15 protein-coding genes, 1 tRNA gene and 1 pseudogene are annotated in these 21,068 nt (G+C 57.0%); 7 read left to right on the top strand and 10 right to left on the bottom strand.

Annotated features, from left to right (window positions below; translation table 11 throughout):
* The first annotated feature begins 63 nt into the window (after positions 1-63).
* Entirely contained in the window at positions 64-1,047 is a 984-nt protein-coding gene (locus tag CR254_RS15370) for a BsuBI/PstI family type II restriction endonuclease (protein WP_097931542.1), read from the top strand.
* Here the strand turns inward: CR254_RS15370 and CR254_RS15365 are convergent.
* The 6 genes from CR254_RS15365 to CR254_RS15340 all read right to left on the bottom strand — a co-directional run bounded on the left by CR254_RS15365 (position 1,044) and on the right by CR254_RS15340 (position 11,063).
* Entirely contained in the window at positions 1,044-2,453 is a 1,410-nt protein-coding gene (locus CR254_RS15365; protein WP_097931540.1) for an Eco57I restriction-modification methylase domain-containing protein, read from the bottom strand. The genes CR254_RS15370 and CR254_RS15365 overlap by 4 nt on opposite strands.
* Before the next feature lie 514 nt (positions 2,454-2,967).
* Positions 2,968-4,440, bottom strand: coding sequence for a class I SAM-dependent DNA methyltransferase (locus CR254_RS15360; RefSeq protein WP_097931538.1), 1,473 nt, complete (start codon positions 4,438-4,440; stop codon positions 2,968-2,970).
* Complete coding sequence (locus CR254_RS15355) at positions 4,437-6,287, bottom strand: GmrSD restriction endonuclease domain-containing protein (RefSeq protein ID WP_097931536.1); 1,851 nt, start codon at positions 6,285-6,287, stop codon at positions 4,437-4,439. Before CR254_RS15355 ends, CR254_RS15360 begins: the two co-directional genes overlap by 4 nt.
* Positions 6,284-6,742, bottom strand: coding sequence for a hypothetical protein (locus CR254_RS15350; RefSeq protein WP_097931534.1), 459 nt, complete (start codon positions 6,740-6,742; stop codon positions 6,284-6,286). The genes CR254_RS15355 and CR254_RS15350 overlap by 4 nt, the downstream gene beginning before the upstream one ends.
* On the bottom strand, positions 6,739-8,316 hold the full coding sequence (locus CR254_RS15345; RefSeq protein WP_097931532.1) for a restriction endonuclease subunit S: 1,578 nt from the start codon (positions 8,314-8,316) through the stop codon (positions 6,739-6,741). The genes CR254_RS15350 and CR254_RS15345 overlap by 4 nt, the downstream gene beginning before the upstream one ends.
* A complete protein-coding gene (locus CR254_RS15340; RefSeq protein ID WP_097931530.1) occupies positions 8,313-11,063 on the bottom strand; it encodes a type I restriction endonuclease subunit R in 2,751 nt (916 codons plus the stop codon). Before CR254_RS15340 ends, CR254_RS15345 begins: the two co-directional genes overlap by 4 nt.
* A 65-nt stretch (positions 11,064-11,128) precedes the next feature.
* On the opposite strand from CR254_RS15340, the pseudogene CR254_RS18390 reads away from it, so the two are divergent.
* Positions 11,129-11,223, top strand: a pseudogene (locus tag CR254_RS18390) (transposase); the annotation flags it as partial.
* A gap of 147 nt (positions 11,224-11,370) precedes the next feature.
* Here the strand turns inward: CR254_RS18390 and CR254_RS15335 are convergent.
* Positions 11,371-12,531, bottom strand: a complete 1,161-nt coding sequence (locus tag CR254_RS15335) for an AAA family ATPase (protein ID WP_097931528.1) — start codon at positions 12,529-12,531, stop codon at positions 11,371-11,373.
* Positions 12,532-13,037: 506 nt separating this feature from the next.
* On the opposite strand from CR254_RS15335, the gene CR254_RS15330 reads away from it, so the two are divergent.
* Positions 13,038-14,870, top strand: a complete 1,833-nt coding sequence (locus tag CR254_RS15330) for a plasmid recombination protein (RefSeq protein ID WP_097931527.1) — start codon at positions 13,038-13,040, stop codon at positions 14,868-14,870.
* Here CR254_RS15330 and CR254_RS15325 read toward each other — a convergent pair whose 3' ends face one another.
* From CR254_RS15325 to CR254_RS15315, 3 genes are all read right to left on the bottom strand, one after another.
* Positions 14,871-16,625 (bottom strand): site-specific integrase, encoded by a 1,755-nt coding sequence (locus tag CR254_RS15325; protein WP_097931525.1) that lies wholly within the window; start codon positions 16,623-16,625, stop codon positions 14,871-14,873. It abuts the gene before it with no gap.
* 133 nt (positions 16,626-16,758) lie between these two features.
* Positions 16,759-16,833: transfer RNA gene (locus CR254_RS15320), tRNA-Asn, on the bottom strand.
* Positions 16,834-16,912: 79 nt separating this feature from the next.
* Positions 16,913-17,713, bottom strand: coding sequence for an IclR family transcriptional regulator (locus CR254_RS15315; protein WP_097931523.1), 801 nt, complete (start codon positions 17,711-17,713; stop codon positions 16,913-16,915).
* Positions 17,714-17,832: 119 nt separating this feature from the next.
* Between CR254_RS15315 and CR254_RS15310 the strand changes: the two genes are divergently transcribed.
* From CR254_RS15310 to CR254_RS15295, 4 genes are read left to right on the top strand one after another with little or no spacing between them, the layout of a single operon-like run.
* Positions 17,833-18,636, top strand: coding sequence for an alpha/beta fold hydrolase (locus CR254_RS15310; RefSeq protein ID WP_097931521.1), 804 nt, complete (start codon positions 17,833-17,835; stop codon positions 18,634-18,636).
* A complete protein-coding gene (locus CR254_RS15305; RefSeq protein ID WP_097931519.1) occupies positions 18,633-19,955 on the top strand; it encodes a lyase family protein in 1,323 nt (440 codons plus the stop codon). Before CR254_RS15310 ends, CR254_RS15305 begins: the two co-directional genes overlap by 4 nt.
* Complete coding sequence (locus CR254_RS15300) at positions 19,952-20,389, top strand: cupin domain-containing protein (RefSeq protein WP_097931517.1); 438 nt, start codon at positions 19,952-19,954, stop codon at positions 20,387-20,389. The genes CR254_RS15305 and CR254_RS15300 overlap by 4 nt, the downstream gene beginning before the upstream one ends.
* 49 nt (positions 20,390-20,438) lie before the next feature.
* Positions 20,439-21,065, top strand: coding sequence for a thiamine phosphate synthase (locus CR254_RS15295; protein WP_097931516.1), 627 nt, complete (start codon positions 20,439-20,441; stop codon positions 21,063-21,065).
* The last annotated feature ends 3 nt before the right edge of the window (positions 21,066-21,068 follow it).

Raw genomic sequence — 21,068 nt, 5'->3', positions numbered from 1 at the left:
TCGACTCCTGAAAGGTTGCGCAGTAGATTACCCCAAAAAAGATTGTTGAGGGGTTACAGGCAGATGGCACTACTACACAACAAGGTTGCGCAACTTCGAGTGAAACGCGGGCCTATGCCTGACGCTTTGCAAGGCGTGACAAAGGACAGGATTCGAGCCGTTCTCCAATACCTCGATCTTGGCTCGAACGCCGACCTCGTCGATTGCACCTTTGCAATGCTCGACGCCGAAACTGACAGTTGGTTCTCGAAAGCACCTGCCGGAGCGAAGATCGCTGATGGTGCATCGACGGCACACCTCGCCTGTCACATCGGCATCCTACAGAGAGATAGCGGCAAGCTTGACCGTGAGGGGCGCGACTATTGGATCAAGCCGCTGCGTGAAGTGGGCGGGTTCGAAGCAATCACGCTTGAGAAGGGCGAGTTCATTCTCGGTCACGTCAAGGCGAAGTCGCCCAATTCCTGCTACAGGCTGGAGGAGGCTCTGAAGGCGGTACTGAAGGCCCCTGACGATGCGTGGCGGGATATGCTGGCCGAGTGGGCGCGGGACGACGTGTCGCGCGAACGTCGCGCATTCCAAGCCGAGATGGCCGAAGCATCGCGCAAACTAGTCGATTCCGGACATGCGCACCTGATCAAGGCGAGCGTCGAGAATTACGCTCCGCGCTTCTTGCCCGGTTATCAACTGCTCTACGTCGATGATGCAGACGGCGACCGTGTGTCAGACGCCGAACACGCTAAGATGGCTGCTGCTGGTGTTGCGTTGACCTTGGAAGACGCGATGCCCGACGCGTTGCTCTGGAACCCCGATACCGACCATCTGTGGGTTATCGAGGCGGTGACGAGCGACGGTGAGGTTGACGCGCACAAAGTTGCGCAGATGAACCGAATGGCTGAACGCTGTGGCAAGTCGGGCGTCGGGTTCACGACGACCTACCGGACATGGAAAGAGGCGGCGGCGCGACAAGGCAAGCACCAGAATATCGCCTACGACTCATTCATCTGGATTCAAGGCGACCCGGCCAAGCAGTTCAAAGTGTCAGGTTAGAACAGGTCGGCAATCGACGTTTCACCTCTACCAAAAGCCTCAAGTTGATCACGGCTAGGGTAATGGAGGTTGCGGAGGTCGGTCGCATTGACCTGCGTGTGTCCAGAGAAGATTCGGAAATACTGATCGACGCCTTCTGAGTTTAGGAAGGCAGCGAGGCCTTTTGCGAGGTCGAGCGGCAACCCTTCGCCGTTCTCGTGGAAATAGTTAAGATGGTTCTCGAACCCAGCGCGCCCACCGTCATAAATTGAGGCGACGAGGCGGCGCTTCTCTTCCTTGGCAGTGAAACGCTTAGTCAGCACATAAATGCCTGCTGGGATGATCAGCTTCACCGTGTCCTCGTTGTCTGCCAGCGCATTGTGCTTGCGGAAGTCAGGTAGCGGCCAGCGTATGCCGCCTTCATGAAAGTGTTGCGGGTAGATCAGTGGCACCGTGTCGTCGCCCGACTCCTTGAGCAGGTTGTCCCGCGTGCGGAAATCGACGACGCGCCCGGTCGAAACTTTGATGCCCAGATCAGCCAGCACGCAGGGGAGCGCCTGAACGCTGTCCGCGAGATCGTTGCCCGAGACAGGCAGGCGTATGAATGCGTGGCGGTCAGACGGGCGCACAATGTCCGAGAACGACACGGCGCGCGCCTCTGACTCGTCGGTTGAGAGTGTCACGTCTTCTTGGGTGACACCCTTGCGCACTCGGAAGATCATATTCTCTTGCAGCACGTCGTCGTCCTTGAAGGAGGATCGGCGGGACTCAAATACATGCAGGTTAGAGATTGCCGACCCATCCAGAAGCAGGCGACGGAACGGCTCATAATAGGAACCATTACAGAACGAGCGCGGCGTGATGGCGACGATCTCGCCATCGACCTCGATCTGTTGTAGCGCGACGGCGACGAACGCGGTGTAGAGGTTGACCGTTTCGATTCCGAGGGAGCGCAGCCCAAGCCGCCACTCCGACGTCTGATTGATCTTGCCATAGGGCGGATTGAGGATGGCATAGTTATAGGTTCGCTGATCACGCAGTAACGGTTCCAACGATTGCAGGATGTAGTCGTCTCGAACCACACGGCTCGTGAAGGCGACCCCAGCGCCTGCGCATTGGTCCGCACAAACTGCAAGTGTGCCGTCGAGAATTGAGGCAAGCTGATCGTCCACCTCGTAGCAAGTCACGTCTATCGACGTGGGGCACGTCTCGCGCCCAAGCGACTCCGCAACGAAGGCCGCGGTCAGCGCCCCCATGCCTGCGCCCGCGTCGAGCAAGCGAATATGGGCAGGCAGGTCGCCGAACATTCCCGCCATGAAAGACGCAATGCGCGCAGGCGTCATGAATTGCCCTAGCTTAGATCGACGCTTGGGGTCGAGGGTGGGCGACACTTCGAGGCGGGTTTGGTCGATGAATTCGAGAAGCAATTGTTCTTCCTTTGTTTTCGCCCATCATCGCATCATTGCGCGAACCTGCCAACCGAGTGTTTCATGCCGCCTGACCCGAGCTTACCTTTAAGTCACTGGGACGGCAGTAAATTCAGTATGCCCTGAAGCTGCGCCCGCGTTGCAAAATCGTTGCAAAAACGAAAACAGGCGAACCCGAAGGTTCGCCCATTTTTCTTAACTATCAAGAAGTTATTTGGCTCCGGCGGTAGGGATCGAAGCCACTTTCAACGCTTTTGTAAGTCATTGAAAAATATGGATATGACCGCAACGTAACCGTGGGTGATGCCGCAGTATGATGTAGCACTTTATAGCGGGTTCTTGGTGATCACGCAACGTAGATAGGTAAGGTCTTAATGCGCTTTTGGGGGCTCCTGAAAGCAGTATGGCCTGTTCTGCATTTGGCACAGTAAAGCAGCTGGGGCGTCTCCACCCAGACGCGCTGATCGATACGTGATTGGGTGATGACATAGCACGGTAGAGGGGCTTTCAGCCATCAAGCTTGACTTGCAGCTGCAAACTGCTCCATGGCAGCCTCAAGGTTCTCCATGATTTCCGACATCAACATTTCAGGTTCGGGCAGGTTTTCGAGGTCTGTCATGGTCGCATCCTTGAGCCAGAACAGATCGAGGCTGGCTTTGTCGCGGCCAAGAAGCTCCTCTCTAGAGAACGCGCGCCATCTTCCATCTGGTGTCTCCTCGCTCCAGGTAGCTGTCCGCTTGTGCCGGTTTTCTGGGTTGTAGCAGCGAACAAAATCCTCCAGATGCGCGTGTGTCAACGGTTTTTGTTTCAGGGTATGATGCACATTCGTGCGATAATCATAGAACCAGATCTGCGAGGTTTGCGGATCGGGGCTCGCGGGACGATTATCGAAAAAGATTACGTTTGCCTTGACGCCTTGCGCGTAGAAGATCCCCGTTGGCAACCGCAGGATCGTATGCAGGTCGGTATTCTGCAAAAGCTTGCGGCGGATCACTTCGCCGGCCCCACCTTCAAATAACACATTATCTGGAACCACCACAGCCGCGCGGCCCGTGGTTTTCAACATCGCCCTTATATGCTGCACAAAGTTCAATTGTTTGTTCGAGGTCGTCGCCCAGAAATCCTGTCGGTTGTAAGTCAGATCTTCAGTCTCTTGCTCCCCTTCGGCATTTGTGAAGCTCATCGAGCTTTTCTTGCCAAACGGAGGGTTTGCCAGCACGATGTCTACGCCCTCAGAGGGGGCTGAGATCAGTGCATCAGCTGGCGATACAAGGCTCTCGCCTGTCATCTCGCCGATACCGTGCAGATACATGTTCATCAGGCACAGACGTCGCGTCCCCGCCACGATCTCGTTTCCCGAAAACGTGCCGTGCTTCAGAAATGCCTTCTGGTCTTTATCCAGAGAATAATTATCTGTGGAAGTCAGAAAATCACTGGCCGCCAGAAAAAAGCCACCCGTGCCACAGGCTGGATCTGCGATGGTCTGGCCGGGGGCGGGGCGCATGCATTGCACCATTGCGCTGATTAAGGCACGCGGGGTGAAATACTGACCTGCCCCTGATTTCGTGTCCTCGGCGTTGCGCTCGAGCAGACCTTCGTAAATGTCACCCTTCACATCAGAGCCAAGTTGCACCCATTTCGTGCCGTCCACCATATCGATCAGCCGGAATAGCTTCGCCGGATCTGTGATTTTGTTTTGGGATTTGGTAAAGATCTGCCCGAGCATCCCGCGCTGTTCGCCCAGCTTGCGCAGCAAGGCCACGTAATGCGCCTCAAGGTCCGCACCGCGCTTGGTGGTGAGGGAGGTCCAGTCAAAACCCGACGGAATGCCGATATCGCGGCTATAAGGCGGCTTGCCGTATTCATCTGCCATCTTGAGAAAGATTAGATAGGTCAGCTGCTCCAGATAGTCGCCATAGCCCACGCCGTCATCACGCAGGGTGGTGCAGAAACTCCAGACTTTTGAAACAATGGGCGCGGTGCTCATGCTTCCACCTCGGTTTTATAGGCCACGCCAGACTGGTCGAGCTGTGCCGACTTGCCCATTACACTTTCAACAATCTGGATCAGCTTGTTTTTACGGCCACTGTAGAATTGTTCAAAATCGTTCGCCCGCAGTTCGGCTTCCGGAATGTAATGGCTGGTGAGGATTTCGTTCATCTCCTCGTCTGATAGGTTGACCTGTTTGTGCTTTTGCAGGTCGGCGAGATAGACAGACGGTGCCTTCCGCCCGATCATCCTGTTGGCCTTGTAAGCGATGGGTGTCTTGTTCACGATGGAGTTGTAAACGCTTTCCTTAATCCCCTGATCCTCACACCACGCTCGCGGGAAAATGTGATGGATGTCGAGGCCCAGCTCTTCTTTGTCGAGTTCTTGGATCGTGGCCTTCCAAAAGAAATCGCGCGCACCTTGCCGTATCACCAGGACATTCAGACCTTTGTAAGCGGCGCTGTTTCGGGAGCGCAGCGTGTCCAGACGGCTTTCCTGAAAAGCGGCCTCAGAAATGGTGCGGGGGAACTGATAGGTAAATTCGAAATTTTCGTCATCAAGGTCGCTGGTGAGCCATGGCATTAACTCTTCATAATCGTTTGCAATACGGGTCTCCACTGCGCCGCCGTAAAGTTCGCCAAGGACACCACACCAAAACCAACGGGACAGGCGGTCATAAATGCGTGGCTCCAACCAGCGTTCTTTGATTTGCGATAGAACTGCGGCCAATGGGATCAATTGAGTGCGGTAAGGTAGTTCGCGTGCGTTAAAGAAGCACTGTTTTCGCATGAACTTTGCGACCAGCATTAAGCCTTCTTCAACCTCAGGCGCCCACTTCTGATAGTCTTCCAAGGTCAATGAGAGCACGGTTGCACGCTTTGCGCTGACGGCAGAAACGGCCTTGCCCTTTTTTCCAGCCGCGATATCGGCTTTCCGCATGCCCGAGCTTTTCAAAATCGAGATCACTTGCAGGAAATCCGCCGCCGCAAACCCTTTCAGCATCGGTTCCTTACTAAGACGCGTCGCACGGCCCTCAAAGCCTCGCAACTTGCTTCCATACCAATCATCGCGCAGATTGAAGCCGTCGGCGGCAAAAGTAGCGGTCACCAATTCGAACACGGATAGCGGCACACCGCCTGTATTTACTTTTTCAAATACCAGGCAGACTGCCTCTTTAGACGTGGCCTTGCCAAGGGTGATTGCGGGCAGTTGATAGCTACGAAACGCGGTAAGGACCTTCTTTCGGAATGCCATAAAGTCGCTGAATTTCTCAGGGGCGTGTTCGTGCAATGCTTCCTCCCAAGTATCCGAACTGAGAATTTCCGAGCATGGGAAATGAAAGTTTGTCACCTCCAACTCGGTGGATGATAGGTCCAGCACAATATCGCGGTCAAAATTGGTCTTCAGTTTCTTGTCGGCAGGCACCGATATAAACGCATCTTCAAGCCCGCCGTTCTCCAATGCCGTGGCAATGTCGATATAGTAGTATCGGTCGATCTTCTTGCCCTTGGCATCAAAGGTCTGCACGGGTTTATCCAGTGCCAGCACCTGAGTGAGCGAAGTCAAGCGTTGCTGGCCGTCGAGAATCAGCCGCTCGGGTTCGGGCACCTTATCTTTGAATGTTACATTCTCGATCGGGCGCACCTGAAACCGGACCTCACCACCTGTGTCGAGCATCATAGCGGCACCCACGGGGAACGACCGCGCGATGCTGATCAAGAGGGATTTCACATGCTCATCATCCCAAACCCAACCGCGCTGAAAATCGGGCAGTTGGATAATCCCTTTGGTAATGTCGGTCAAAACCTGCGGCAGGGGGAGTTTGGTGCTGTCAAAAGTGCTCATATCTGGTCCTCAGGTCTAACAAGGGAGTCGCTGTCGCGATCAAGTTCCCAGAACTCCACGTCATGCGGAATCATATGAGCTTGCGTGCGGCGAAAATAGCTTAATAGGCTTTCCTCATAGCCCATGCGGTAGCTGCGCTCGGCAAAGAAAATCTTGCGGTAATCGAGCGGTGCCATGTGAAAATAGAACATAGCTTCGGCCCAGTTTTTCATCTTTGCACTGGGGATATTGCCGCCTGATGTCCATGTCTGTGTTTTACATTCGACAATGATGCGCGGGCTGTCTGACCCAAGGTCAAAGGCATGGTTCTTTTTGAGGTTTCCCAACCCACAATGGACCTTATGGTTGAGGCCCAGCTCCAGCCCGTGTCCCGCCAATATTTTTTGTGCCCGCAATTCAAAGTCACGGCCGACTTGCGTGTTGCTAATTGCGCCTTCACGCTGGAAATTATTCATGCCGCGCCTCGCTTTTTTCGTTTCGCCTTTGGTGCGGCCTCACGTTCGACCTTGATACGGGCAAGTAGGGCGGCGGCGGGTTCGTCGTCGGGGTCTTGCGGGACCAGCTTGCCGCTGAAGGCTTGTTTGAGGATGGATTGGCGCAGGACCTCGGCGCGTTTGAGGGCGTCGTCGATTTCGGCTTTCATTGTGTCGGCAGCAGAGAGGCGTTCGTCGAGGATGCGGGTGATTTCGGTTTGTTCGGCGGGGGAACAGATGGGAATATTCACGTCCTGTAATTCCTTCGCGCTGATGTTATTCACCCCGCTTGTAGATTTTGCCTTTGCTTCGATCTGTCCGCGAATGTGCGGCTCAGTCATTATGTGGGCGAGGTATTGCGGACGAAGCGAGTCAGAATTTGCCCTAATCCGGATTAGGTATCCCGCAAATAGGTTTCCGGTATCCTGCGCAGTGACTAAGGCTGGTTTGCCAACGATTGACAGGCTCCCGTTGGAACGAACCGTGAGGATATCACCTTCAATGAGGGAGTATTGCTCCGCCTCGTTGTCGTCAAAGTCAGCTTTCTTAAGGTCAGTTGCATCTATTCGGCCTGCGCCAATGTTTGGAATCCTGAGCACACCATATGCGCCGCCATCGTAGTCGCACTTCTTTGAAGTTCCATAGCTTGGAGTGTCAATCATCAGGCCAAGTGGGATTTTCGCCCAGCCGTTCAATCCCAAGTCGATGCTTGTTACGGGGATGTCGCGTGGCCGCTTCGGCTTCGCAGGTTTCTTGCCTTCTTCTCCGCCGCTGCGCCAGTCCTCAAGGGCGGTTTGCCAATCGTGCAGGGCGGTGGCGTAGCGGGCTTCGCGCTCGGTCTGGATGCGGGCCAAGAGGGCTTTGGGGTCTTCCAGCTTGTCCGCGTTGGCCGCGCGCCAATCGGCGGTCAAGCGGCCTTCAAATGCGGAATTGAGCAGGGATTGGCGGTAAAGCCCAAGTGCAGCCCGCGCCGCCTGCAAATTCTCGACCCCTTTGTCGACCCTCTCAAACATCGCCTCGATCTTGTCCACGATGCGGCGTTGTTCGTTGAGGGGAGGGACAAGAACTGGAAGCAGTGCAAATCTACCATGTGTCAGGTTCAAGCCGCTGTCACTTATCCCCGTCTTCATTTCGTTGATACGAAGCTGTGTTTCGTGCTCCCCAATAAAATAAGAAAGAAATTGAGGGTTGAGTGCTTCGGCGTTCGGGCGAAAGCGATACATTTTGCCCGACATCATCAGTTTGTTGCGTGTTGTTTTGACAAGACATGCTACGCCACAGCGGTTTCGAGGGCCCGCGCATGTCATCAATACATCGCCAGATTTGATCTCTATCAGTGGCTTTGGATCAAGATTCGTTGGAAGTGCCTTGTTTTCGTGGGCCCAAAATTCTCCGTGTTGGATTGCCGTAGTTTTGACCACGCCCCATTCATCGTCTTCGGCTGGTCTGCTCTCACACTGAGGGCTCCAGCCTTGCTGGAACGGCTTACCGTTTTCTTGTAGTTCGACCAATTCTGAAATCTGTGTTTCGACCCACCCGGTCGGCAATTCCGTCATGCAGACAGCGCCGCATTCATCTCATCCATCACGGGCTCCATGCCTTCGCCAAACAGCGCATACATCTGCCCCATCCCGCCCTTGCCGTCAAAGGGGGCCATGTCCAGATCGTCACGCTCGATGATAAACGATGTCGCCAGATGGTCGCGGATCATGCGCAGCCAGTCCATTTGTTCCTCTGAAAACTTCTCGCCCGCGCCGGCGTGGTGTTTCAAAATCCAGTTCTGGAAGTTTTTGCGCACGCGGTCTGAATGGCGGATCAGGGTGCTATCCAGCCCCGTCACCCGCCGCACCAGCGCCACCAGCGCAGTCAGATTGCCCGCCGGATTGTCGCCCTTGTATCCCTCCAGATGCGCATAGGCGCGCCAGACGGTCAGCGGCGCAAGGCGGGGGCGATCAGCGGTCAGTTTTTCCAGCAGCTCCTTGACCATGGCAAAGCTCACCTCGGCACGTCGTGCGGGTGTATTGAAATAGATCGTCAAGGCGGCGATCTGGTCGCGATTGTCTTTCAGGTATTCCTCAAACTCCAATGTCATTGCCTCAGCGTTTTCGGTAACGTCTCCCGCAAAGTCGGCATTCAGCAGCGTGTCTTTGCTTTCATGGTCAATCGTCTGGTCATAATCACGGCGGATCGTGTCGATTATGTTGATCAGCGTGCCAGTGAATAGGGTTGAGACCTGTTTGATCCGCGCCTCTTGCGCCTCGTTCATTGCGGCATCGTCCGGCTCCGGGTGGCCAGCGGCCTTTGCGTCTGCCTCGACCTTATCGGGATCAATGGCGTCAAACAGATCCCGCACGAGGTTGGACAGGGGCTGGCCCGCCTCCGCCGCGATCTTGTCTTTATCTGCGGCGTCCAGTTTCGTATCTAGCCGCGATAGGCGGGAGGCAAGCGAGCTAACGGTATCGGCGCTGCGATCACCCATTAACAGCCCCATTGCGAGGTCCTTAAACGGGATCGACGGCTTGGTGTCCAAAGGCTGGCTGGCGGTCTTGACGGATTTCGTGACGCCCACGGCATCAACGATAACGTAATGGGTTTTTGCCTGTGCAGAAGGCGTAACCTTTTGCAGTGCATCGGCGGTGACGACACGGGTGCCGCGCCCTTTCATCTGCTCGAAATAGTTTTTCGATTTCACATCGCGCATGAAGATTAGACATTCCAATGCTTTGACGTCCGTTCCGGTTGCGATCATGTCCACCGTTACGGCGATCCGCGGGTAGTATTCGTTGCGGAACGCCGCGAGGGTCGATTTCGGGTTCTTCGCGCCGCCGGTGATCTTGCGGCAGAATTCATTGCCCTCACCAAATTCGGTGCGCACCATCTGGATGATGTCATCTGCGTGGCTGTCTGTTTTGGCAAAGATCAGCGTTTTAGGGACTTCCTTGCGCCCCGGGAAGATCGTGGGCCAGGCATCGCGGTAGGTCGTGATGACGGTGCGGATCTGATCGGGGGCGACGACGGAACGATCAAGTTGGCTGGCCTTGTAATTCAGTTCGTCGTCTTGCGTTTCCCAACGGCGAGCGCGGGTTTGGCGTTCGCGCTTTTCCACCACCTGTTGAGCCTTGACGCTTCCGCCGCCTTTGGACATCTCGGTCTCGATCAAGAATACCTCATTGCCAACGTTGACCTTGTCAGCGACGGCGTTCTCGTGTGTGTATTCGCTGACCACGTTTTGTTGGAAGAACCCGTAGGTGCGGGCATCTGGCGTGGCGGTAAGGCCGATCAGGAAAGCATCGAAGTATTCGATCACCTGCCGCCAGAGGTTGTAGATCGAGCGATGACATTCGTCGATCACGACGACATCGAAGGTTTCGGGGGCAAGTTTCGGGTTGTAAACAACCGGCAGCGGCTCCTTGCGGCGCCACTTCTGTTCTTCGGGATGATCTTCTTCTGCAGCTTCGTCCAGCGGTTCACCCTTGAGGGTCGCATACATGCGCTGGATAGTGGAAATCACCACCTGCGTGTCGCCCGCCATTGAGGAAGAGGTGAGGCGCTGGACATTGTAGAGTTCGGTGAATTTGCGGTTATCGTCGTTGGGCAGATAGGCCATGAATTCGCCCTCAGCCTGCTCGCCAAGGTTTTTTGTATCTACCAGAAACAAGATGCGCCGCGCGCCTGCGTGTTTCAGCAAGCGGTAAATTTCAGTGATCGCGGTGAAAGTTTTGCCGGATCCGGTTGCCATCTGCACCAATGCACGGGCTTTGCCCATCTGAAGCGAGTTCTCCAGCTTGGTGATGGCAGTGGTTTGGCATACCCGAAGACCGTCCGTATTCAGGTCAGGCAGTTTTTGCAGGCCAGCGCGCAAGGACTGCGGTGCGTTCTCCCAGGCTTTGAGCGTTTCGGGTTGGTGGAACGTAAACACCTCTCGCGATCGCGGCGCGGGATCGCGCCCGTCAGTGAACCGTGTCACGATGGCCGTGGCTTCGTAAACAAAGGGCAAAGGCTCATTGTTCTTTACCCATTTCAGCTTGGCCGCAGCGTAGCCCGAGGATTGCTCTTCAACGGTTGTCAGGCGCTCGCCCCAGCTGTCCGGCTTGGCCTCAACCACGCCAACGGCGTGCCCGTCAACGAATAAGACATAATCGGCAGGTCCAATGTCAGTCTGGTATTCCCGCACCGCGACACCGAGCGAAGCGTTGGGATTTAGCGAAGCCTTATCCTGCACCTGCCATCCAGCGGCGATCAACCGTTTATCAATCTGATCGCGTGCTATCTGTTCTGGGGTCTGGTTGGAGGATATGGACATTATGGCAATCAGGTTATTTTCGTTAGCCTTATCATGTAGGTAATTGGCAAAAGTCGCAATCTTATTTGCTTGGGGCGAAGTGCGGAGCCTGTGTCGCAAGCACGGAATGTCGGAAGACACTTTCCATAACTGGAAGGCCCAATTCGGCGGCAGGACTCTTCATCCGATCATTGAAGAGAAATTAAAGACCTTTAGCGCGCGTATGCAGTAGATTTACGTTGGGCTGGCATTTGGGATGTGTGCTATCTGCAAGTCAACGCATCTTCGGAATGGTCGCTAAACAGGAAGCGTCACCGCTTTGTCCATGTTATATTAACATCGGGCCGCTCAGACCTTCGACCACAGTCTCAACCATCCGCTCGACCTGCCGCAGCGAAACGCGAACCTGCTTTTTCCCAAGCTTGTGTAGCGCCTCACAGAGTAGAGTGTTTCCGAGTTCGCGTTGATCTTCTGGCAAGCTGTCACGCAGTAGCTGACGTCCGGCGGCAGCCAGATGGTCAAAGCTGGGGGACTCCAGACGGATGATCTTGCAGCGATCCAAAAAAGCAGCCGGCATCCGGTCGACCGAATTCGTGGCCATGATCCAGCTAACTCGCGTCAGGTCGAAAGGGAGTTGATAGAACGGGCAGGACCATGCGCGGGCCGTGATCGGCTCAATCATACTTTTGAGCACTTCATATGCGCCGGGCAGTTTGCCACCGCCGCTGGTCGTCACCTGTTCCGGGATTTTGTCGATCTCATCCAAAATCACCAGCGGGTTCGCCAGACGCTCGCGCAGCATGGTCCGCACTACGCGACCCGGCGTGGCGGAGCCCCAACCGCGCTCAACACCTGACACCGAAAAGGTCGCGCCATTACTTGCACCCACGTCGATATCAACCGATGGCACATTGAACAACTGAGCAAGATCGCGCGCCCAGCTTGATTTTGCGATGCCGGGCGGTCCAAGGAGGATCATTGGCGGCGTATGCAAAGGCGCGGGTCCGGTAAAGGTGCGCAGCCGCATATGCTTCATGACCGCCGTGGAGGCCGAAGCCAGCCATGGATAGATCGCGTGGAGCTCTGCAATCCGCTCTTCCATCCGGTCACGGTCGACCACGCCAACGGCACGGGCACCGTAGGCGGCTGCGAGCAGTGAATCGCGGTCGTCGGGTTTGAGGTGGCTCAACCGCTCAAGACTCGCCGTGCGGCGGCGCATGTAGCGCCGGCTCAAAGTGATCGCGCGGCTGGATGTCCCAGCAGAAGATGGACGGGCCGTAGAGGTATTGATTGATGGCGTATCGAGCAGATCATCGAGAAGAGCGTCCAAACAATCCGGCGTTGTTTTGACTGCGGGCGTAGCGGGCCGCCGCACTGCGCGGGCTTGCTGGCTGCGCATCAGACGATCACGGACCTTATCGACGGAATCCTCCGGCGAGGTGGGCAGATCAAACCCGAGGAAACGAGCGGGAACGGTAGAGGTGGTCATGGGGGAGGGCCTTTCATTCGCCCCGGAAGGGGCAGCATTCGATTAGAGAGCAGCAGGCGTGATGGACCCGAAAAGGGTCTTATGAGCCTATGCGACTAATTCGAATGGAAAGGTGCTTCATAATGGCGATAAGCATAGTGGGCTGACAACGATGGTTGCAAGCGGGAAAAACACGCGTGATATTGTGATATGACAAGCTGCTCTTAACACGTTGTAAGAAAAACAATTTCGCACAACGTTACGGGTCCAGCAGGCTGCTGGTCGTAGGAAGATCAGGAAGGGCTTGGCCCGAACGGATCTGACGAGAAGGGGTCTCGGGGGTATCCCCTGAGTGAGCGTCATGTTGTGGGGAGGGCTTGCCCGGACCGCAACATGTCTAGTGAGTAGCGTAGCGGCAATTCTCACAGGTTCGTGATGCGCAATCCACAGAAAACCGCCGCGACCTGTGCCGGGATTTTCAGGGCTATCGGGTATTCTTGGGGAAAGCAGATAACCCGAGGTCCACCATGTCCGTTCATGCCAGATTTGACAATCCCCAACCCATCAACGCCCCAAAGCCGCCGATTGTTCTGCGGTTCCAAGGGCTGCATCCGGACAACCTTGGCCGCTTTGATATGCATGATCATCGCACGGGTGGCGATCTCTCTCATGTTGATCTGGATGCGTCAGAGCTGAATGAGGTTCTGCATTGCGAACCCAAATGGCAGGAAACGATCAAGGCAGAAGTCGCTGCAGCAAAGCGCAACAACTTCCGTGAGCGGATGAAGGCCTTGCGTAAGAAGGGTCGTAAAGCTGAACGCGAGGCGCTGATCATAGAAGGGGAAAGCGATCCGTGGCGGCGGTGTTCCGGCGGTCCTTTGCGTGAGGGCATCCTGACGGTCAACAAAGAATGGTTCGGCGGGACCGGTCAAGCCGAATGGGACGCCGAGAAGGTCGCGGCGTTCAAGAAAACGGCGATGGACTTTCTGCGGAAGCACTTCCCTGACGGTCAGTTGCGCTATGCCAATGCGCATCACGACGAGGAGGCATTTCACATCCATTTCGTTGCAGTGGTCTGGACAGAGAAAGTCACTGCAAATCGCGGGCGGCAGAAGGTGTTGCAGGCCTCGGTGAACCCACTTTTGAAAAACTATGAGTATGCGCAGGATTTGGCGGGTGAGGCTTTTGCTCCTCTTGGCATAGCGCGGGGAGAGCGTAGGGCCGAGGCGCGTCGGGTTGCGAAAGAGGCTGGCGAAGACGTTCCGAAAAAGCGCCGCCATGTCCCGCCTTCGGAATGGCGGGCCGATCAGCAGGCTGCGGGTCATGAGAAATCCAGCGAGATTATGGATGCGGCACAGAGTAAGGCCAAAGAGATGATCGAAGAGGGGCGGAGCGTCGGCAATGCCACGATCCGGAAATCGCGCAAACGCGCGGTAAAGGAGGCGCGCCGTAGGAACGCGGCAGCGACGCGCGAAGTGGCGGCGGCAGAGCGCCACCGCAAAGAAGAGGAACGGGCAGCGGATGCCGCCCGCAAAAAGAGGGCTCATGCCGAGGCTGCGCTCGTCACCATAGAAGAAAAGTCAGCAAATAGTGTTGAGGTAGCGGAGGAGGCAACGGCAACACTTCAGGAGGTGAGGGCAGAGACGGCTGCTGAGGCCGAGAAATTGCAGGGGGTGAAAACGGAAATAATAAATGCAGAAAAGGGGCTGACGGATGTGCAGGCAGAGGTTGAGAAGGCTTCAGCAAAAAGGGATCAGGTTACATCTGAGGTCGTGACACAAGGCGAGAATCTTGATCGGCTGAAGTCGTTGGCGAAAAAGGAAACGAAGGATTTGGCCCTGACTTCGGGGCAAGTTCAATCGCTGAAATCAGAAAAGCAGGCTGAAACGCAGGCTTTGGACGGGGTGAAAAAGAAGCGGGAGACGGCAGAAGCAGAGTTGGCTCGTGTGGAGGCAAAGGTCGTGACCGCTGAGGCAAAACTTTCAAAGGCAAAGGCGTTGATGAAAACGTTGGCTGAAGGCGTCGATATGCTTGGCGGTGCCGTCCTGCGCTGGATGACCGGGCCAAAACCGAGTGAGGACAAGTTGGTCTGGGGACCAAATGCGCCGAAGACCAAAGAGGACCGCAGGCGGATTGCAAAACGCCTTCAACCTGTGATGCGGAAACTGGTGCCTCTCGCGCAATCCATCCGCCGCACGATTGAAGAAACCGTAAGCCGTGAGCGCGCAGAGATTGCCGCAGATGCGGCCTATGTTCTCGAACAGCGCGAGAATATGGAAGCGGAGCAGCGGGCCGAGTTGACCCGCATCCTGAACGCAAACTCAGAGACCAACCCGACGTCTGACGGGCCGGGGGTCTGATCAGATCACGGCTGGCAACCTCTCAATGGCCGCTTGCAACACAGCGGGCGGCGCAGGCTTGCTATAGGTGCGCTCATGGGTGTCTTTGCCCTCATGGCCGACGATGTCGCGCAGCACCTTGTCGGTGACATCGGGAACGTGTTCCAACGTGCCCTGAACATAGTGCCGCAGGCTGTGGAACGACAAGCCAGCGCCTTCGGCCCCAAAGGTCTTATCGACGATCTGGCGCATCCGGCGGCCCAGTTTGCGGCCATGCTTGCCCGTTGCAGGTTCACGCAGATCGGGGAACAGCTCGGCTTGCCCCTTGGCGCGTGCTGTTTCCACGAAATCGAAGAAACCCAGCTCGATCAAACGGCTGTGGATCGGCACGATCCGTTTTGACGAGATGTTCTTGATCCGCCGCAACTCGGAATCCTCGATGCTAAGGCAAGGGATGCCGTCGCGCTCAACAATATCGGACGGGGCCAGCCCTGCGATCTCTTCGCGCCGCGCCCCTGTAAACGCGCCGATCACAGGCGACCAATAGATGCCGTTGCGGTAAACTTCCGTGCCCGGTTTGGTCTGGTGGTATTCAGACTTCGACCCGGTCCAAACCGAGGATTTGAAGAGGTGGCGCAGCTCTGCCTCGCTAAACGCCTGCTTCTTGTCACAGTCGCGCACGGTATCTTTGCGGCGCAATTTGCCGGGTTTGAGCTTGGGGTTAACCGCAATCCCTTCATCCGAGGCCCACTCAACGATCTGGCCCAGATGCTCAAGGTGGCGGTTGATCGTGCCGATGGACAGCCCGACCTTTTCCGTTGGCAGTTTGGCTGCGCGGGCCATAATTTCTTCACGGGTGGCATTGCGGTCAGCGGGGCTTTTGCCCCAGCTTTTCGGCAGCTTGTAAAGCGCCGCGCGAAACCCCGTGGCATCCGTTTGGCGGATCAGGCGCACGTCGCTGATGCCTGTCAGCGTAGTAAACAGGCCAACAAAGCTATCGTATTGGCGCAGGGTTTTTTCCTCAATGCCTTCGCTCCTCTTCATCTCGTTCATGCGTGACACAACCGCCTGCATGTCGGGATCAAGGGTGTCAGCGGCCACCTCAGGACACGGTAGCGGGGGAACGGTTGGCGACTCTGGCTCTGGCGCAAGCAATTGAGAGGCGCTGTCCCAAGTATCATCTGCCGCCGTGTCGATTTCTGCCAAGGCCTCCCCATGCCGGTTCCATGCTGCGGATTTTCCAGCGATCAGCAAGGAGATCAGCTTCGCACGGTCAAAGGCCGAAAGCTGAGGATGACCAGTTAACGCCTTGAAATCGCGTTGAATGATGTTCTGGCAAGCTTCGCTGGTGAGGTCAGCGCGGATGATGTCCAGATTCAAAGATACCAATGGCTGACCAGACGTCGTGCCGTGCAGGCCCTCCGCCATCACCTTTGCCCAAGCATCCGCCGTTGCCTGATCGTGGCGATTGTCATCTGCCGGATCGCGGGAATCAAAACGATGCAGCAGTTTGAGCTTCTCAATCTTCTCACGCTCTTTGGCGATGACACTGGCAAGCCAGCGCCGCGCCATATCCGGCGTGATCTGTTGGTGGGTGAGTTGTTCCATGACGATATCGCTTTCCGCACTGATCCTGCGGGATAAGATATGTGCGCAGCGCAGGTCTGTCGTCCCCAGCGAGAGCTTGATATCGACGATTCCTGTGGATTGTCGGCGCAAACGACGCCGCCACTGATAGGTATTGCCGCGTTTTGAGAGATGGGGTTGGTTCAACATTCGTTTCAGATCCGGTTGGGACGGATACGAAACAGTCATGCCATGTGGCTGCAGGGGGATGTAACACCCTGATGCCGCACCTATGGAGCCACGCCGTGACTTCGATAGGTATTTCAACAACTTACGAAAGGTTTGGCTCCGGCGGTAGGGATCGAACCTACGGCCAATTGATTAACAGTCAACTGCTCTACCGCTGAGCTACGCCGGACCATCGCCTCTCGACTGAGCGGGGTTTAGCAAAGGCATTCGGGGGCAGCAAGCGCAATTTGTGAGTTTTTTGCGAAAAGTTACGGAGCGCGTCCGCCGTACTCATTTGTGATCTCCAAAGCGATCTTGCGAACGTATTGTCCCAGCTCGGACATGCGCCCCTCAACCAGCCGTGATTGAGGGCCAGAAACGGAAACAGCGGCAATCGGATCGCCTGTTTCGCCAAAGATTACGGCGGCGGCACAGCCGAGGCCGTCGAAATGCTCGCCGTAATCTGTGGCATATCCCAAATGCCGCGCATCTGTCAGAGCCTGATCCAACGTGGCACGATCCGTTATTGTTGCGGCGGTCAGTGCGGGCAGGTCGAGCGTATCCAGCAAACCCTCACGCCGTTCGCGTGACATCATGGATAGCAGCGCCTTGCCTGAGCCGGATGCATGCATTGGCAATCGCGCGCCAACCTGTGTCATGGCCCGCATTGCGTGGCGGCTTTCCATCTGATCCAGACAAACCACCTGCCCTCCGCTCTCAACAAAGATATTTGCTGTCTCGCCCGTGGAATCGACCAAACGGCGTAGAAAGGGTCGCGCCAGTCCCGTCAGGTTCCGTGTGCGAACAAATGCTGCGCCAGTGACAAATGCATTCACGCCGATTTGCCACATGCCCGCATTCATATCGTAACGAACGAACCGCTCCCCCTCCATCGTGGTGAGCAGCCTATGGGTGGTGGATGCAGGCAATCCTGCCTTTGCCGCAGCGCTGGTCAGGGTCAGGCCGCCATCAGAGGCAGCGATTTCGCGCAACAATGTCATCGCCCGCAAAACGGCACGCACTTGCCCGGTGCGTTCATTTGAAGGTGTCTCATTGCTGTGATTGGTCATGCAGGGTACTTGCTATTCAGGGCGGCACTGGTCCGCACGGTTACGCTTAAAACTCGGCGAGAAAACGCCTAAGGGTAAATTTTACGTCTCTACGACCCAGTGGAAAGGGATTTTCTACGTTGTTTCACCTACCCGGCCGCAACACTCTGAACCTTACAGAAATTCGCAGCGACCATGGGCCTGCGGTTCTTCTATTGCATGATTACGGCCTAAATCGGGAGATTTGGAGCGAAACTACACAGCATTTGAACAAAGGTGTCCGGATCGTGATGCCGGACCTGCGCGGACACGGGGGCAGCGATGCCCCTGATGGGGACTGGTCCATGCGCGATATTGTCTACGATGTTGCAGATATGCTGTTCGCACTGGGGTTAAAGGACACGCTGGTTGTTGGCATGGGGATCGGCGGGTTGATCGCGCAGGCCCTCGCTGCCGAGTTTCCGCAATCCGTGCGCGCAATGGTTCTGATCGGCACTGCTGCCAAGCTGGAGACGGAGGAGCGCTGGCTGACCCGCGCCCACGCCCTATCCACCTTGCCCGATGCGGAACGTGCACAAGCGTTACTGCATTCCGCGACACGTAAATCCGCCGATACCCACCTGCGCGACATCGCCCAAAGCACACCCGCGCAGACCGTGCGCCGCATGTGTCAGGCCGTGGCACATACCGACCTGCGCATCTCAACCGACGCGCTGCGCCTGCCCACGATGGGCCTTGTCGGGCGCGACGACCGCATTACCCCGCCTGATCTAATGCGTGAGATGACCGAGGGCATTCCCGGCGCCCAACTGCAATTAATACCGCGATGCGGGCACCTAACCCCTTATGATGCGCCGGAAATGACAGCGCAGGCCATAAACCGCTTTATTGAACAAACCGGACACTTGCTGCCCGATCCTGATTGCGAGAACCCAACGATATGAGCTTCACCCCCTTTGATAGCCCGCTATACCGCGAACTGACCTCGGATGCGGAACTGGCCGTGTTGTTCAGCGACACAGCAGAAATCCGCGCCATGTTGTTATTCGAGGGCGCACTGGCCGATGCGCAGGGAAAGTTGGGGATCATCCCGCTGGAAAGCGCCCTGTTCATCGCCCGCAGCGCCCGCGAGGTACAACTAGACCCATCCGCAATGGCGCGGGGCGTGGCAAGCGCCGGCGTTGCTGGCCCTGCATTGGTTGCCGCATTTCGCAAGGAGATGAAGGCACCGGACCATGCGCGATGGGCGCATCACGGCGCATCCTCGCAGGATTTGGTCGATACGGGCCTGATCATTCGCCTGCGCCGCACTGCCGATATTCTGGGCGCACGGGTTGAGGCATTGGCCAGCACCCTCGCCACACTTGCCGATAAACACGCGCAGGTCGTCATGGCCGCACGCACACGGCATCAGATCGCAACTCCGACAACATTTGGGGCACGGGTTGCAACATGGCATGCCGCCCTGCCCCGCCATCTGGACCGCTTGGCCGAACTGCGACCACGCCTGCAACGGGTCAGCCTGTCCGGCGCGTCGGGAACCTCCGCCGCGTTGGGCTCTGATACGGTAAAGCTGGAGGAAATGCTGGCCGAGGCTCTTGGCCTATCCACTCCCGATCATTCATGGAACGCCACGCGGGACGGCGTTGCTGAATTCGCATGCTGGCTGGCGCTGGTCGCGGGCACGCTGGGCAAAATCGCAACTGATGTCCTTCAACTGGTCCAAACCCATCCGGCAGAGGTGACGTTATCCACCGCTGGCGGATCGTCCACCATGCCGCATAAGGCAAATCCGGTGGCGGCTGAAACCACGGTCGCCCTGTGCCGCCATGTGGCCACGCTGACCTCATCAATGCTGCACAGCCAAATGACCGAGGGCGACCGCGATGGCGCTGCATGGGCGCAGGAATGGCTGGCCCTGCCCCAATTGGCCTGCGCAACCGGTGCCGCCCTGCGCCACGTGCAAAATATCGCCGACGGCATTGCGCCAAACCCCGATGCGATGCGCGCCGCCATCGATGCGACCAACGGCACGATGTTCGCGGAACCTGTGACCTTCGCCCTCAGCGCACATATGCCACGCCCAGACGCCGCCGCCATGGTCAAGGATGCGTGCACCCGTACCAACGCCACCACATCACTGCGCGCGATATTACAGGCGGAAAGCCCTGTGCAGCTGGACTGGGACAACCTATTCGACCCAACACAGCAGCTTGGCCGTGCAGTGGAACTGGCCTGCGCACCGCTACAGGCCGCAAAATGACCGCTGATGAGATCATCAAGACGCTCGACCTGTCACCCCACCCCGAGGGCGGCTGGTATCGTGAGACATGGCGCGCAGATGCGGCACCGGGCGAACGCGCCGCCGGAACCGCGATCTATTTCCTGCTAACCGCAGATCAATTCTCACACTGGCACCGCGTTGATGCGGCCGAGATTTGGCACTGGTATGCCGGCGCGCCGCTGGTTCTATCCCTGACCGAAAACGGCCACGACGCGCAGGCGGTGATCCTAGGGGCGGAGCTGACCGCAGGCCAGCGCCCGCAGCGCATTGTACCGGCGGGATGCTGGCAATCGGCAACCTCACTGGGCGCGTGGACTTTGGTCGGATGCACCGTCAGCCCGGGCTTTGAATTTTCACAGTTCGAACTTGCCGCCCCCGACTGGCATCCATCTGCACGCAATGCAGGGGATTGAGAACGTCACGCCGACCGTCTAAATGTGCCGCAACTATTAGGAGCGCCCCATGGCCGAGATTATTGCTGAAGAACCACAGATCTACCTGATCACCCCAGCCAAGTTCGACTTGGCCACCTTCGGCGAAACCCTGCAACGGGTTCTGGACGCGCGTGAGATCGGATGCGTGCGCCTAGACATGCCCGGCGCCGAGGCAGAGGACATCGCCCAAGCCGCCGATCAACTGCGCGATATTTGCCACCAGCGCGACGTCGCATTGGTTATCGCGGATCACTACCGCATGGTTGGCGTGCATGGGCTGGACGGTGTTCACCTTAGCGATCCACGGGCCGTGCGCGATGTGCGCCGCGATCTGGGTGCGGATGCGATCATCGGCACGTTCTGCGGCAGCTCGCGCCATGTTGGCATGAATGCTGGTGAGGGCGGCGCAGATTACATCACCTTCGGCCCGACCAGCCCCGACCCCCTGCTGGGCGACGGGTCCGTGGTGGAACTGGACCTGTTCGATTGGTGGTCCAAGGTGGTTGAGGTTCCAGTCGTGGCCGAGGGTGGCCTGACACCGGAACTAATCACCACGCTGACACCGCTGGTTGATTTCCTCGCCGTCGGGCGTGAAATCTGGTCGCATGAGGACCCCCTCGCCGCGATGCAGGCACTGGGCCTGCCCCGCGGCTAAGGA

The organism is Pontivivens marinum (genome assembly GCF_900231835.1).
GTDB classification, from domain to species: Bacteria; Pseudomonadota; Alphaproteobacteria; order Rhodobacterales; family Rhodobacteraceae; genus Pontivivens; species Pontivivens marinum.
Note: the sequence above shows the minus strand (reverse complement) of the source record. Positions and strands in the feature narration are given on the sequence as shown.

Excerpts from the sequence above, each read along its gene's own strand:
- CR254_RS15370 (WP_097931542.1), top strand. The coding sequence starts at position 64 with ATGGCACTACTACACAACAAGGTTGCGCAACTTCGAGTGAAACGCGGG.
- CR254_RS15360 (WP_097931538.1), bottom strand. The coding sequence starts at position 4,440 with ATGAGCACCGCGCCCATTGTTTCAAAAGTCTGGAGTTTCTGCACCACC.
- CR254_RS15355 (WP_097931536.1), bottom strand. The coding sequence starts at position 6,287 with ATGAGCACTTTTGACAGCACCAAACTCCCCCTGCCGCAGGTTTTGACC.
- CR254_RS15350 (WP_097931534.1), bottom strand. The coding sequence starts at position 6,742 with ATGAATAATTTCCAGCGTGAAGGCGCAATTAGCAACACGCAAGTCGGC.
- CR254_RS15345 (WP_097931532.1), bottom strand. The coding sequence starts at position 8,316 with ATGACGGAATTGCCGACCGGGTGGGTCGAAACACAGATTTCAGAATTG.
- CR254_RS15340 (WP_097931530.1), bottom strand. The coding sequence starts at position 11,063 with ATGTCCATATCCTCCAACCAGACCCCAGAACAGATAGCACGCGATCAG.
- CR254_RS15335 (WP_097931528.1), bottom strand. The coding sequence starts at position 12,531 with ATGACCACCTCTACCGTTCCCGCTCGTTTCCTCGGGTTTGATCTGCCC.
- CR254_RS15330 (WP_097931527.1), top strand. The coding sequence starts at position 13,038 with ATGTCCGTTCATGCCAGATTTGACAATCCCCAACCCATCAACGCCCCA.
- CR254_RS15325 (WP_097931525.1), bottom strand. The coding sequence starts at position 16,625 with ATGTTGAACCAACCCCATCTCTCAAAACGCGGCAATACCTATCAGTGG.
- CR254_RS15315 (WP_097931523.1), bottom strand. The coding sequence starts at position 17,713 with ATGACCAATCACAGCAATGAGACACCTTCAAATGAACGCACCGGGCAA.
- CR254_RS15305 (WP_097931519.1), top strand. The coding sequence starts at position 18,633 with ATGAGCTTCACCCCCTTTGATAGCCCGCTATACCGCGAACTGACCTCG.
- CR254_RS15300 (WP_097931517.1), top strand. The coding sequence starts at position 19,952 with ATGACCGCTGATGAGATCATCAAGACGCTCGACCTGTCACCCCACCCC.
- CR254_RS15295 (WP_097931516.1), top strand. The coding sequence starts at position 20,439 with ATGGCCGAGATTATTGCTGAAGAACCACAGATCTACCTGATCACCCCA.